Source organism: Pseudomonas sp. WMBT8 (assembly GCF_050916005.1).
Taxonomy (GTDB): domain Bacteria; phylum Pseudomonadota; class Gammaproteobacteria; order Pseudomonadales; family Pseudomonadaceae; genus Aquipseudomonas.
Window position 1 is genome coordinate 2,309,452 of record NZ_CP188096.1, and the last position, 13,304, is coordinate 2,322,755.

Here is a 13,304-nt window from a genome sequence, read left to right on the forward strand (position 1 = left end):
CCCGTACACCCAGTCAGGACTGACCTATGGATTACCTTTTACAGTTGGCCGCCAGCCCCACCGCCTGGGTGGCCCTGGCGACGCTGATCGTCATGGAAATCGTGCTGGGGATCGACAACCTGATCTTCATCTCGATCCTCACCAACAAGCTGCCGGAGCAACACCGGGCCAAGGCACGGCGCATCGGCATCAGCATGGCGCTGATACTGCGCCTGGGCCTGTTGAGCACCATCGCGTTTATCGTGCAACTGACGGCGCCGGTGTTTGAAGTGTTCGGCCAGGCGTTTTCGTGGAAGGACATGATCCTGATCGCCGGTGGCCTGTTCCTGGTGTGGAAGGCGACGACCGAGATCCACCACAGCATGGACCCGGAGCCCGAAGAGAAGGCCAGCGTCGGCAATACCGTGGCGATCGGCTTTGCCGCGGCCATCGGGCAGATCCTGTTGCTCGACCTGGTGTTCTCCATCGACAGCATCATCACCGCCGTTGGCATGACCGAGCATTTGCCGATCATGATCATTGCCGTGGTGACCTCGGTGATCGTGATGCTGGTGGCGGCTGAACCCCTGGCCAAGTTCATCAACGACAACCCGACTGTGGTCATGCTGGCCCTGGGCTTCTTGATCATGATCGGCATGACCTTGATCGCCGAAGGCTTCGGTGCCCATGTGCCTAAAGGCTACGTGTATGCGGCCATGGCTTTCTCGGCTGCCATCGAGTGCCTGAACATCGCGCGGCGCAATCGCCACAAGCGTTTGCTCGCTGCCCGCCAGTAACCGCTGGAACCCAAAGGCCGGCTGCGCTCACATGAGCCCAGCCGGCTTTTTGCTGTCTGTTAGAATCCCCGCACTTGATTGCTTGAGGTCCACCATGAACGAGCCGATTCGCCTGACCCAGTACAGCCACGGTGCCGGATGTGGCTGCAAGATTTCGCCGCAGGTGCTGGAAGTGATCCTCGCCGGCAGCGGTGCGCAGAACCTCGACCCCAAGCTCTGGGTGGGCAATGCCTCGCGGGACGACGCGGCGGTGTACGCCATCGACGACGAGCGCGGGGTGGTGTCCACCACTGACTTTTTCATGCCGATCGTCGACGACCCCTTCGATTTCGGGCGCATAGCCGCCACCAACGCCATCAGCGATATCTACGCCATGGGCGGCGATCCGTTGATGGCTATCGCGATTCTCGGCTGGCCAGTCAACGTGCTGGCCCCGGAAATCGCCCGCGAAGTGATTCGCGGTGGCCGCGCGGTGTGCGACGCAGCGGGCATCCCCCTGGCCGGTGGCCATTCCATCGACGCCCCGGAGCCGATCTTCGGCCTAGCCGTCACCGGGCTGGTGCACAAACGCCATATGAAGCGCAACGACACCGCCACCGCTGGCTGCCGTTTGTACCTGACCAAACCCCTGGGCATCGGCATCCTTACCACCGCCGAGAAGAAGGGCAAGCTGCGGCAGGCGGATATCGGCCTGGCGCGGGACTGGATGTGCACCCTCAACAAGCCCGGCAGCCGCTTCGGCAAGCTGGCCGGGGTCAGCGCCATGACCGACGTGACCGGTTTCGGCCTGCTCGGGCACCTGGTGGAAATGGCTGACGGCAGTGGTTTGACTGCCCTTATCGAATACGAAAAAGTCCCACGCCTGCCGGGGGTGGAGTACTACCTGGACCAGGGCTGTGTGCCCGGTGGCACCCTGCGCAATTTCGACAGCTACGCCAGCCAGTTGGGCCGTATCAATGAATTGCACAAGCGCGTGCTGTGCGACCCGCAAACCAGTGGCGGGCTGCTGGTGGCGGTCACGCCCGAGGGCGAAGCCGAGTTTCTGGCGGCAGCTGCCGAACTGGGCTTGAACCTGGCGCCGATTGGCCAGTTGGTTGAGCGACAGAGCAACGCGGTAGAGGTGTCTTGATGCCCATCGACATTACCGATTACCGCGATATCTTTCTCAACGGCCGGCCGATGATGGACACCCGCGCACCGGTCGAATTCGTCAAGGGCGCGTTCCCCGGCGTGGTCAACCTGCCGTTGATGAACGACGACGAACGCCAGCGGGTGGGCACTTGTTATAAGCAGCAGGGGCAGCAGGCGGCGATTGTGCTGGGGCACCAACTGGTCAGCGGCGCAATTTTGCAGGAGCGATTGGCGCGCTGGACCGCGTTTGCCCAGGCCAACCCTGACGGTTACCTGTATTGCTTCCGTGGCGGCTTGCGTTCGCACTTGGTGCAGAAGGTGCTCAAGGACGAAGCGGGGATCGACTATCCCCGGGTCGGCGGTGGCTACAAGGCCATGCGTACCTTCTTGCTGGAGACTGTGGAGCAGGCGGTCGAGCAGTGTGACTTTGTCCTGCTGGGTGGCCTGACGGGCAGTGGTAAGACCGAGGTGCTCCATCAGTTGCGCAATGGCCTGGACCTGGAGGGTCATGCCAATCACCGGGGCTCCAGCTTTGGCAAGCGCGCCACGGGCCAGCCATCGAATATCGACTTTGAAAACCGCCTGGCGGTGGACGTGTTGAAAAAACGTGCGCAAGGGATCGAGCAGTTTGTGCTTGAAGATGAAAGCCGCATGATCGGCAGCTGCGCCTTGCCGCTGAACCTGCACCGGGGCATGCAGGCGTACCCGATGGTATGGCTGGAAGAAAGCCTGGAAAACCGCGTCGAGCGGGTCTTGCGCGACTATGTGATCGACCTGTGCGCGCAGTTCGAGGCCGAGTTTGGCGAAGCGGGCTTCAGCCTGTTCGCCGAGCGTCTGGTGCAGAGCCTGGCCAATATCCACAAGCGCCTGGGCGGCGAACGCTACCAGCGCTTGCACGGGCTGATGCAGGACGCCCTGGCCGAGCAGGCCCGCTCGGGGAACGTGGATTTGCACCGCGGCTGGATTGTCGGGCTGCGTGAATACTACGACCCGATGTACGCGTTCCAGCGTGAGAAGAAGGGCGCGCGGATCGAGTTTGCCGGGGAGCGGGGGGCGGTGCTGGAGTATCTTCGCGAGCGTGGTGCCCGGCGCGGGTGATTGGCTGGTTTTCGGGCCTCATCGCAGGCAAGCCAGCTCCTACATTTTGAATGTATTCACAGTTCCAAATGTGGGAGCTGGCTTGCCTGCGATAAGGCCCTGACAGTCAACCCCTCCCTACAGGACGACCACCGCCACCAACCCACACACCACGCCCATCAGCATGGTCAACCCGGCCACCGTCACCAGCACCCGCGTGTCGAAATCCTTGCGCAGCATCAACAGCGACGGCAGGCTCACGCTCGGCAGGGTCATCAGCAGTGCCACTGCGGGCCCGGTGCCGAGCCCCAGGGCCATCATGGTCTGTACGATCGGGATTTCGGCGGCAGTCGGAATCACAAACAGGGTGCCGACAATCGCCAGCGGCACCAGCCACAGCAGGCTGTCGGCCATCGCCCCGTCCACATGGGGAAACAACCACACCCGCGCCGCGCCCAACAGCAACACCGCGAGGATGTAGATCGGGATGGTGCTCCAGAACAACTGCCACAAGGTGCGCAGCCAGCGGCTGAGGAAGGGTTGGGTCTCGGCGCCGCTGACGTCGGCCACGGCCTCCAGCGCCACCTGTGGCACCTGCTCGGGGCGGGCGATACGTTGGGCGATCAGGGCGACGCCGATCACCAGTACGACCCCGGCCACCAGCCGCAGCGCGGCAAAATCCCAGCCCAGCACAAAGCCCATGAACACCAGGGTCGCGGGGTTGAGCACTGGGTTGGCCATCCAGAACGCCAGGGCCGCGCCCACCGATACTTGCTGGCGACGCATCCCGGCGGCCACCGGCGCGGCGCAGCAACTGCACATCATGCCCGGCAGGGCGAACAGCCCGCCACGCACCGTGGAGCCTAGCCCGGCGCGGCCGAACAGGCGCAACAGCCAGTCCCGTGGAATCAATACTTGCAGCAACGAGCCGAGAATTACCGCCAGCACGGCGGCTTTCCAGATCGCCAGGAAATACACCTGGGCATAGGCCAGGGCCGCCGCCAATGGCGAGCCTTGCTGGTCATTGAGGATCGAGTTGCCGATGCTGTGGCTGTCCGCCGCGACGAACGCCTTGAAGTAGTAGGGTGACCACTTCACGTAATACAGGCCGACGCAGGCCACCAACAGGAACAGCGCCGGCTTCCACCAGAAGGACCAGCCGCGTACAGGGCTGGCAGAGGTGAGGTTAGACATGGTCAAGATCCGCAGATAAGTCGATAGCGACGCATCATACGCGGTCCCGGTGTCAGGTGTCGGCGCCTGCGTGTGTCGCATCCGGGCAGGTCTGCAAGCCGTTATCCAGCCCTTGCTTGTAGTTGCGGCTGAGCAGGCTGGCCTTGCCGTTCTGCCAGGTCAGGGTCAACACGTACAAGGTGTCGAAGTCGCCGCCGGACCAGTCTTCGGTGATGGTGTACTTCTCGCCGACCGCTTCGCTCGCGACCTTGTTGATCAATTCCGGCAGGTAGCCGTGGGACCAGGCGGTATAGATGGTGGAGTTGTGGTACTTGTCCTCCATCAACTCGTCAGCCAGATCGCTGGTGTCGTTGGCCGAAAACTCGATGTTCACCGGCAGCCCGAGTTTGATCGCGCTGGGGCTGATGGTCATCAATGGGCGAATGTAGCTGTAGGAATTGTCGAACTCGCCTTCCTCGACATTGCGCGTCGGGTTGGCCGCGAATACAAAATCGGCGGCGCCGAATTTTTCTGGCAATACGGTGGCCAGGTTCATCGCGCGGTTGAGGCCCTGGCAATTGAGTTGGCCCAGGCCGCCCACGGGCTTCTCGCCATGGCGCAGGAACACCAGGGTCTGCACGCCGTTCTTCGGCTCGGCGCTGCTTTCGCGGGCTTCAAAGGCCAGCATCAAGGCGCCACCGACAAACAGTGTCGGCACCAGGAAATAAGCACATTTTCTAAAACGTTTGCCAATGCACAAAGGCTTGATAGTCATTAGGGTTCGAGTCTTCAGTGCGTCGGATCAAGGCTGGAAGGCCCAGCCACAGCGACGCTCCAAGCATCGTGCGGTTTTCCGTGACAGATATGGCGGTATGCCTCCATTCAACCGTTCAAGCGCTTCTAAGAGTACGTCAGGGCGTTTTGGTTCGCTTGGTACAGGAGATTAGCCAGCGGATGTTGCGAATTGAAGACCGATGCAAGCGTGCCGCCGGATGGCTATCATGGGTTTTTCTCACCTTGGGGTATATCGATGATTTCAGCTGCAGCGTTTCCGATTATTACCAAATGGCCAGCCCAGCACCCCGAGCGCCTGCAGCTGTACTCGTTGCCGACGCCCAATGGGGTCAAGGTCTCGATCATGCTCGAAGAGGTGGGCCTGGCGTATGAGGCGCACAAAGTCAGCTTCGACACCCAGGACCAGCTCTCGCCGGAGTTCCTGTCCCTGAACCCCAACAACAAGATCCCGGCGATCATCGACCCCAACGGCCCGGGCGGTGAACCGCTGGCGTTGTTCGAGTCGGGGGCGATCCTGATCTACCTGGCGGAGAAAACCGCGCAACTGCTGCCCCAGGCACCTGCCGCGCGCTACGAAACCCTGCAATGGCTGATGTTCCAGATGGCCGGGATCGGGCCGATGTTCGGCCAGGTTGGCTTCTTCAATAAATTTGCCGGCAAGGCCTACGAAGACAAGCGCCCTCGTGATCGCTACGCGGCTGAAGCCCGGCGCCTGCTGGGCGTCCTGGAAAAACGCCTGCTGGGCCGCAGCTGGATCATGGGCGATGAGTACACCATCGCCGATATCGCGACCTTTCCCTGGATCCGCAACCTGATTGGCTTCTATGAGTCGGGCGATCTGGTGGGCATCAGTGACTTCCCCAATGTGCTGCGCGCGCTGGATGGCTTTGTCGCCCGGCCGGCGGTGATCCGTGGCCTGAATATTCCGAGCTGACCCATGCCGACTTTCGATTTCAAGCAACTGGACGTATTCAGCAGCGTGGCCCTCAAGGGCAACCCACTGGCAGTGGTGCTGGGCGCCGATAGCCTCAGCGACCAGCAGATGGCCGACTTCGCCAAGTGGACCAACCTCAGCGAAACCACGTTCCTGCTGCAACCGCGCGACCCGCGTGCGGATTACCGGGTGCGTATTTTTACCACCGTGCAGGAGCTGCCGTTCGCCGGTCACCCAACCCTGGGCAGTTGCCAGGCGTGGCTGCAAGCCGGTGGCGTGCCCCGGGGCAGCGAAATCATCCAGGAGTGCGAGATTGGCCTGGTGCGCATCCGTCGCCAGGGCGAGGAGCTGGCGTTTATCGCGCCGCCGTTGCTGCGCTCAGGGCCGTTGGATGCCGTGCTGCTGGAGCGTGTACGCCTGGCGCTTAACCTTGAGCCTGAAGCGATTGTGCGCAGCCAATGGGTCGATAACGGCGCCGGCTGGCTGGCGTTGATGTTGCCGGATCGCCAGGCAGTGCTGGACTTGCAGCCGGACTATTCAAAACTGCTCGGGCTGGCGGTGGGCGTGGTTGCCCCGTGCGATCCGACACGCGATGACGTCGATGCGCAGTTCGAAGTGCGTGCGTTTATTGCCGGTGACGGTGCACCCGAGGACCCGGCCACCGGCAGCCTGAATGCGGGCGTCGCGCAATGGCTGCTGAGTGCGGGCCTGGCCCCCAGCCAGTATGTGGTCAGCCAGGGCACGGCCATTGGCCGCGCCGGGCGTATCCGGGTGCAGCAGCAGGGCGATGAGATCTGGATCGGCGGCGCCGTCTCGGTGTGTATCGAAGGCAGCCTGACCCTGTAACGCCGAAAAGCACCTGTGGGGAACGGGCCAGCCCGGTCGCTGCAGGTCACTCGTTGCTGCTGCTTGTTCCGCCTGGGCGCATTGTTACGTGAACGGCAAAACACCGTTATGGCCGCCGTATTTGTGCTCTCGGTCAATCCAGGCATAAGCTTTCGCCTTTAAGCTAGCGGCCTTGCCACTTGCCCTGGCGTTTTTTGTAGGAAATTGTAGGAAAACCCATGTCCAGTCAGTTCCCCGAAGCCCGTTCCCGCCGCCTGCGCCGTTCCCCCGAGCTGCGCAGCCTGTTCCAGGAAACCGAATTCACCCTCAATGACCTGGTATTGCCGATCTTCGTCGAAGAAGAAATCGACGACTTCGTGCCGATTACCAGCATGCCCGGTGTGATGCGCATCCCCGAATCGAAACTGGCCAGTGAAATCGAGCGTTTTGCCCGCGCCGGGATCAAGTCGGTCATGACATTCGGCGTGTCCCATCACCTGGACGCCAGCGGTAGCGATACCTGGAACGAGCGTGGGCTGGTGTCGCGCATGTCGGCGATCTGCAAGGACGCAGTGCCGGAAATGATCGTGATGTCCGACACCTGCTTCTGCGAATACACCGACCACGGCCATTGCGGCGTGATGCACGGCAATGAAGTGGACAACGACCGCACCCTGGCCAACCTGGGCAAGCAAGCGGTGGCGGCAGCCCGTGCCGGTGCCGATGTGATCGCGCCGTCGGCCGCGATGGACGGCCAGGTCCAGGCCATTCGCCGGGCCCTGGACGCGGCCGGGTTCAGCCATATCCCGATCATGGCGTACTCCACCAAATTCGCTTCGGCCCTGTATGGCCCGTTCCGCGAGGCAGGCGGCAGTGCACTGAAGGGCGACCGCAAAAGCTACCAGATGAACCCGATGAACCGCCGCGAAGCCGTGCGCGAATCCTTGCTGGATGAGCAGGAAGGGGCCGACTCGCTGATGGTCAAGCCGGCCGGTGCGTACCTGGACATCATCCGTGACATCCGCGAAGCCTCGCGCTTGCCAGTAGCGGCGTACCAGGTCAGCGGCGAATACGCGATGATCAAGTTCGGTGCCCAGGCCGGTGCCATCGACGAAGCCCGTGTGGTGCGCGAAACCCTGGGTTCGATCAAGCGTGCCGGTGCGGACCTGATTTTTACCTACTTTGCGATGGACCTGGCGCTCGCCGGTATCTGATCCCGGCGCATGCCGTACTGTGGGGGCCGGCTTGAGGATGCCATCGCGGGCAAGCCCGCTCCTACAGGGATGGGTGTGGGTTTGTGAGATAGTGGGTGCTTTCAGCGACTCACAGGAAACCCCCCGCATGTTTTCATCCCGGCTGACTCTGTGCCTGGCCGCCTTACTGGTGCTGGCCGGTTGTTCGACCCAACGCAGCCAGCAGCTCCCCGAGCGCAGCGAGGCCGAGGTCAAGGCGCAGATCGTGCGACTGATGCCGGCCAAGGTGCCGGATCGCGCCGGTTGGGCCCAGGATATCTACACGGCACTCGACAGCCAGAAAATCTACCCCAGCACCGAGAATATCTGTGCGGTGCTGGCGGTCACCGAGCAAGAGTCCACCTATCAGGTGGACCCGCCGGTGCCGAACATGGGCAAGATCGCCCAGGATGAAATCCTCAAGCGCGCGGCCAAGGTCCACGTGCCGGCGGTGCTGGTGCGCACCGCGTTGCAACTGCGCTCGCCCACGGGCAAGTCCTACGCCGAACGCCTGAGCGCCGCGCGAACCGAGAAGGACCTGAGTGGGATCTTTGACGACTTTATCGGCACCGTGCCGTTGGGCCGTACCTTGTTTGGCAGTTTCAACCCAGTGCATACCGCAGGCCCGATGCAGGTGAGCATTACCTTCGCCGAGCAGCAGGCGCGCAATTATCCCTACACCGTAGATGGGAGCATTCGCCGCGAAGTGTTCACCCGGCGCGGCGGCATGTACTTCGGCATTGCCCATTTGCTGGGTTATCCGGTGAGCTACGAGCAGCCGCTGTACCGCTTTGCCGACTTCAACGCCGGTTGGTACGCCAGCCGCAATGCCGCGTTCCAGGCCGCAGTCAGCCGCGCTTCCGGTACCCGCCTGGTGCTGGATGGCGATTTGATCCGCTATGGCTCGATCATGCCCGGCACCACGGAGTTGGCGGTGCGCTCACTGGGCAAGAAGCTGGACATGCGCAACCCGAGCATTCGCAGCCAGTTGGAGCAGGGCGATCGCCTGGACTTTGAACAGACCACCCTGTACCAGCGGGTATTTGCCCTGGCCGAAAAAGCCGAAGGCAAGCCGCTGCCACGGGCGATCCTGCCGGGGATTGTGCTCAAGAGCCCGAAGATTACCCGCAACCTCACCACGGCCTGGTTCGCCAAGCGCGTGGATGAGCGTTACCAGCGCTGCATGAAGCGTTGAGGTCAGGAGCGGCGCTTGACCAGCTTGCGCCACAGCCAGACCCACAGCCACAACACCGGGAACGCGAGGATCACGAACGGTAGCACGTAGCTGGAGCGTTCCAGGGCATCGGCGGTGCCGTCGACCAGGTTGTCGCCCAGGTTGCCGAACATCCGGGCAAAACGTGATTGCTGATGTTCGCCGTCGGATGGACTGAAGTTCAGGGTCACGCGGTTGGTGTCCAGGCGCCGCTGCTGGCCGGCGGCGATCTGCGCCAGCTCCTGCAGCTCGTTTTCGATGGCAGCCTGTTCCTTGGTGAGGGTGATCAGGTCGCCCACGGTGATGTCCTTGCGTGCGGCCAGTTCATCCAGGCGCTTTTGCTGGGCCTGCAAACGTTGCTGGCGGCGGCGCACATCGGCCACTGCGTCGGCCAGGTCTTCGGCGCTGGTGATGCGCTGGCCCAGTTGCCCGCCCTCGGCCGCCATCTTCACCAAGGGTTCGACCCCGCTGGGGGCGATGCGCAACACGATCATGCCGCCGTCGCTGTTTTCTTCGATACGCAGGATATTGCAGGCGCCGAACTGTGCCGACTCGCAGGCTTGGCGGGTGGCCTGCATGCGCGGCGCGAGTAGCGCCAGCGGCATCGCCAGACTCAACTCGTGTTCATAGGCCAGCAGCGCGCCGGCCCGGCCCTGTTCACCATTGATCGGCGTGCCTTCGGAATATTCCTTGGGCGAACAGCCGCCGAGCAGCAGGGCGGCCAATAACATCAACGCAGTAGATCTGCCTTCCAGGTGGCGCATTACGGTTCCTTCAACTGTGCGGGATAAATGCGCGGCGATTAAAGCCGGTTTGCCCGGCGAACGCAAAGCAGGCGCACGCTTATCGGCCCAGATTTCCCCGGTTGATCATGCTGGCCGCATCGAGCGATGCAGGTTAAACCTCATGCTCGGTCACAAGGAAGATCCACCATGACGAACGTCCCTGAAGGTTTTGCTCCCTTATCCCGCAGCAGCCCGCTCCTGGATCTACTGGGCCCGGTGTATTGCCGTGGTGAGGGCCTACGGCTGCAACTGGGCCTGCGCGCCGACAACCGCCATGCCAATGGGCGCGGCACGGTGCACGGTGGTGTATTGGCAACCCTGGCGGATGTCGGCATGGGCTACGCCATGGCGTTTTCCAGCGACCCACCGGTGCCGTTGATTACCGCCAGCATGACCCTTGATTATCTGGGGGCGGTGCAGGTCGGCGAGTGGATCGAGGTGCAGCTGGAGCATCACAAGCGCGGGCGGCAGATGGCGTTTGCCACGGTCAGCTTGCAGGTGGGGGAGAAGGTGGTGGTGCGGGCCAATGCGGTGTTTGCCGTGCCGCAATCCAATTGACGATAGAGATCTAATGTAGGAGCTGGCTTGCCTGCGATAGCGGTGGGGCAGTCACCGGTAGCATTGACTGTTACACCGCTATCGCAGGCAAGCCAGCTCCTACATTGGACGGTGTTCGCCAATCAAAATAGGCAAAAAAAAAGGCCCGGCTTTTCGTGGAGCCAGGCCTTTTTCGTGTTGCTCGTTGAATCAGTCGCGCTCAAGGGCCAATGCCACGCCCTGGCCGCCGCCGATGCACAAGGTCGCGAGGCCTTTCTTGGCATCGCGCTTGATCATTTCATGCAGCAGGGTCACCAGCACCCGACAGCCTGATGCGCCAATCGGATGGCCGATGGCAATCGCGCCGCCGTTGACGTTGACCTTGGCCGCGTCCCACTCCAGTTCCTTGCCCACTGCCAGCGCTTGCGCGGCGAAGGCTTCGTTGGCTTCGATCAGGTCCAGGTCGGCCAACTGCCAGCCGGCCTTGTCCAGGCAGCGACGGGTTGCAGACACCGGGCCAATGCCCATGATCGCCGGGTCGACGCCCGCGTTGGCGTAGCTGGCGATACGCGCCAGCACTGGCAGGCCGAGGGCCTTGGCTTTGTCGGCACTCATCAGCAGCACGGCGGCGGCGCCGTCATTGAGGCTCGACGCGTTACCGGCGGTGACGCTGCCGTCTTTCTTGAAGGCGGGCTTGAGCTTGCCCAGGGACTCGGCGGTGGTACCGGCGCGGGGTTGTTCGTCCACGCTAAAGGCAATCGGGTCGCCCTTGCGCTGGGGAATCAGGATCGGCGTGATTTCATCGGCAAAGCGCCCGGCTTCAATCGCCGCGGCCGCTTTTTGCTGGGAGGCGGCGGCGAAGGCATCCTGAGCTTCACGGCTGATGCCGTACTTGTCCACCAGGTTCTCGGCGGTGATGCCCATATGATAGTCGTTGAACGCATCCCACAGGCCGTCGGTGATCATGCTGTCGACCATCTTCGCGTGCCCCATGCGCAGGCCGGTGCGGGCCGCGGGCAGCACGTAAGGGGCCAGGCTCATGTTTTCCATGCCGCCGGCGATGATCACTTCGGCATCACCGCAACGGATGGCCTGAGCGCCCAGGTGCAAGGCCTTGAGGCCCGAGCCGCAGACCTTGTTCAAGGTCAGGCTCGGCACCGCGTGGGGCAGCCCGGCGAGGATCGACGCCTGGCGCGCCGGGTTCTGGCCGGAGCCTGCGGTCAGCACTTGGCCGAGGATCACTTCGTCCACTTGTGCAGGGTCCAGGCCGGTCTGCTCCAGCAGGCGGCGGATCACGGCGGCGCCCAGTTCCGGTGCCGAGATGCCGGCCAGGGCCCCTTGAAAGCTGCCCACGGCGGTGCGGGTGGCAGCAACAATCACGACGTCTTGCATGGAATCTGTCCTCACTGGAAGTGCATTTCTGGAACGTGGTCCGGGACGATCAGTTTACCGGCGGTCTTGCTCACAATCTCTTCCACGCTGACGCCAGGTGCGCGTTCCTTGAGGACGAAAGCGCCATTTTCGATTTCCAGGTAGGCCAAGTCCGTCAGCACGCGCTTGATACAGTTGGCACCGGTCAGCGGCAGGCTGCACTGGCTGAGCAACTTGGACTCACCGTCCTTGGAGGCGTGAGTCATGATCACGATGATGTTTTCTGCACCGGCCACCAGGTCCATGGCGCCGCCCATGCCCTTGACCAGCTTGCCGGGGATCATCCACGAGGCGATGTTGCCGTGCACGTCCACTTCAAAGGCGCCGAGCACCGTGAGGTCAACGTGGCCGCCGCGAATCATCGCGAAGGATTCGGCCGAGGAGAAGATCGACGCGCCGATACGTGCGGTGACGGTCTGCTTGCCGGCGTTGATCATGTCGGCATCGATGGTGTCTTCGGTAGGAAACGGTCCCATGCCCAGCAGGCCGTTTTCCGATTGCAGCATCACTTCCATGCCTTCGGGAATGTAGTTGGCCACCAGGGTCGGGATGCCGATGCCGAGGTTGACGTAGAAGCCGTCCTGCATTTCGCGGGCGACGCGTTGAGCCATTTGTTCGCGGGTAAGAGCCATTTTATGAGTCCTTATTGTTCGGGCTGGAGGCAGATTATTTGCGGACAGTGCGCTGTTCGATGCGCTTCTCGAAGGTGCCGCAGATAATCCGGTCGACGTAGATGCCAGGGGTGTGGATCTGCGCCGGGTCCAGCTCGCCCGGTTCGACGATTTCCTCGACTTCGACCACCGTGATCTTGCCGGCGGTGGCGGCCAGCGGGTTGAAGTTCTGGGCGGTGTGGCGGTAGATCACGTTGCCGAAATGGTCGGCTTTCCAACCTTTGACGATGGCGAAGTCGCCGGTGATGGATTCTTCCATCAGGTATGGGCGCCCGTTGAATTCACGGGTTTCCTTGCCTTCGGCGACGGGCGTGCCAACACCTGTGGCGGTAAAGAACGCTGGAATGCCGGCGCCGCCTGCGCGCATTTTTTCCGCGAGGGTGCCCTGGGGCGTGAGCACCACTTCGATTTCACCGCTGAGCAGTTGCTTCTCGAACAGGGCGTTTTCACCGACGTAGGAGGCGATGACCTTGCTGATCTGTTTTTCTTCGAGCAATACACCCAGGCCGAAGCCGTCGACGCCGCAGTTGTTGGAAACTACCGTGAGGTCGCGGGTGCCTTTGCGCTTGATTTCGGCGATGAGGTTTTCTGGGATGCCGCACAAGCCAAAACCACCGGAGAGTACGGTCATGCCGTCTTCCAGGCCTGCCAGCGCTTCTTCATAGGACGCCACGCGTTTATCGAAACCTGCCATATGCACCTCTTTTATTGTTTGTGGTCCAGC

General features: G+C 62.4%; 14 protein-coding genes. 8 read left to right on the forward strand and 6 right to left on the reverse strand.

From position 1 onward, the window contains the following. Positions 1–26 precede the first annotated feature (26 nt). From ACO77H_RS10770 to mnmH, 3 genes are all read left to right on the forward strand, one after another. Positions 27–776, forward strand: coding sequence for a TerC family protein (locus ACO77H_RS10770; protein ID WP_057726241.1), 750 nt, complete (start codon positions 27–29; stop codon positions 774–776). A gap of 94 nt (positions 777–870) precedes the next feature. Then, on the forward strand, positions 871–1,905 hold the full coding sequence (gene selD, locus ACO77H_RS10775; protein ID WP_170043177.1) for a selenide, water dikinase SelD: 1,035 nt from the start codon (positions 871–873) through the stop codon (positions 1,903–1,905). Then, positions 1,905–3,005 (forward strand): tRNA 2-selenouridine(34) synthase MnmH, encoded by a 1,101-nt coding sequence (gene mnmH / locus ACO77H_RS10780; protein ID WP_432755430.1) that lies wholly within the window; start codon positions 1,905–1,907, stop codon positions 3,003–3,005. The genes selD and mnmH overlap by 1 nt, the downstream gene beginning before the upstream one ends. 117 nt (positions 3,006–3,122) lie before the next feature. On the opposite strand, the gene ACO77H_RS10785 is transcribed toward mnmH, so the two are convergent. Together ACO77H_RS10785 and ACO77H_RS10790 are read right to left on the reverse strand one after the other, a co-directional pair. Then, the gene (locus ACO77H_RS10785) at positions 3,123–4,178 is read right to left on the reverse strand and encodes a permease (protein ID WP_170057907.1); all 1,056 of its coding nucleotides are present in this window, start codon (positions 4,176–4,178) and stop codon (positions 3,123–3,125) included. A gap of 52 nt (positions 4,179–4,230) precedes the next feature. After that, the gene (locus ACO77H_RS10790) at positions 4,231–4,932 is read right to left on the reverse strand and encodes a histidine phosphatase family protein (RefSeq protein ID WP_169956188.1); all 702 of its coding nucleotides are present in this window, start codon (positions 4,930–4,932) and stop codon (positions 4,231–4,233) included. 255 nt (positions 4,933–5,187) lie between these two features. On the opposite strand from ACO77H_RS10790, the gene ACO77H_RS10795 reads away from it, so the two are divergent. From ACO77H_RS10795 to ACO77H_RS10810, 4 genes are all read left to right on the forward strand, one after another. Next, a complete protein-coding gene (locus tag ACO77H_RS10795; protein WP_169956187.1) occupies positions 5,188–5,886 on the forward strand; it encodes a glutathione S-transferase N-terminal domain-containing protein in 699 nt (232 codons plus the stop codon). A gap of 3 nt (positions 5,887–5,889) precedes the next feature. Beyond that, on the forward strand, positions 5,890–6,732 hold the full coding sequence (locus tag ACO77H_RS10800; protein WP_169956185.1) for a PhzF family phenazine biosynthesis protein: 843 nt from the start codon (positions 5,890–5,892) through the stop codon (positions 6,730–6,732). 218 nt (positions 6,733–6,950) lie between these two features. Next, a complete protein-coding gene (gene hemB / locus ACO77H_RS10805; RefSeq protein WP_057959111.1) occupies positions 6,951–7,925 on the forward strand; it encodes a porphobilinogen synthase in 975 nt (324 codons plus the stop codon). 127 nt (positions 7,926–8,052) lie between these two features. Beyond that, positions 8,053–9,138, forward strand: a complete 1,086-nt coding sequence (locus tag ACO77H_RS10810) for a DUF1615 domain-containing protein (RefSeq protein WP_432755431.1) — start codon at positions 8,053–8,055, stop codon at positions 9,136–9,138. Positions 9,139–9,140: 2 nt separating this feature from the next. On the opposite strand, the gene ACO77H_RS10815 is transcribed toward ACO77H_RS10810, so the two are convergent. Next, positions 9,141–9,920: a DUF4349 domain-containing protein gene (locus ACO77H_RS10815; protein WP_432755432.1), complete on the reverse strand. Its 780-nt coding sequence runs from the start codon at positions 9,918–9,920 to the stop codon at positions 9,141–9,143. Between the two features lie 168 nt (positions 9,921–10,088). Between ACO77H_RS10815 and ACO77H_RS10820 the strand changes: the two genes are divergently transcribed. Further along, entirely contained in the window at positions 10,089–10,499 is a 411-nt protein-coding gene (locus tag ACO77H_RS10820) for a PaaI family thioesterase (RefSeq protein WP_432755433.1), read from the forward strand. 189 nt (positions 10,500–10,688) lie between these two features. On the opposite strand, the gene ACO77H_RS10825 is transcribed toward ACO77H_RS10820, so the two are convergent. Genes ACO77H_RS10825 through ACO77H_RS10835 form a run of 3 tightly spaced genes read right to left on the reverse strand, consistent with a single transcriptional unit; the run spans position 10,689 to position 13,274 of the window. Further along, positions 10,689–11,870, reverse strand: coding sequence for an acetyl-CoA C-acetyltransferase (locus tag ACO77H_RS10825; protein WP_432755434.1), 1,182 nt, complete (start codon positions 11,868–11,870; stop codon positions 10,689–10,691). An 11-nt stretch (positions 11,871–11,881) separates the two neighbouring features. Further along, the gene (locus ACO77H_RS10830) at positions 11,882–12,541 is read right to left on the reverse strand and encodes a CoA transferase subunit B (protein WP_027603173.1); all 660 of its coding nucleotides are present in this window, start codon (positions 12,539–12,541) and stop codon (positions 11,882–11,884) included. 34 nt (positions 12,542–12,575) lie between these two features. Continuing rightward, a complete protein-coding gene (locus tag ACO77H_RS10835) occupies positions 12,576–13,274 on the reverse strand; it encodes a CoA transferase subunit A (RefSeq protein WP_010211319.1) in 699 nt (232 codons plus the stop codon). Positions 13,275–13,304 lie beyond the last annotated feature (30 nt).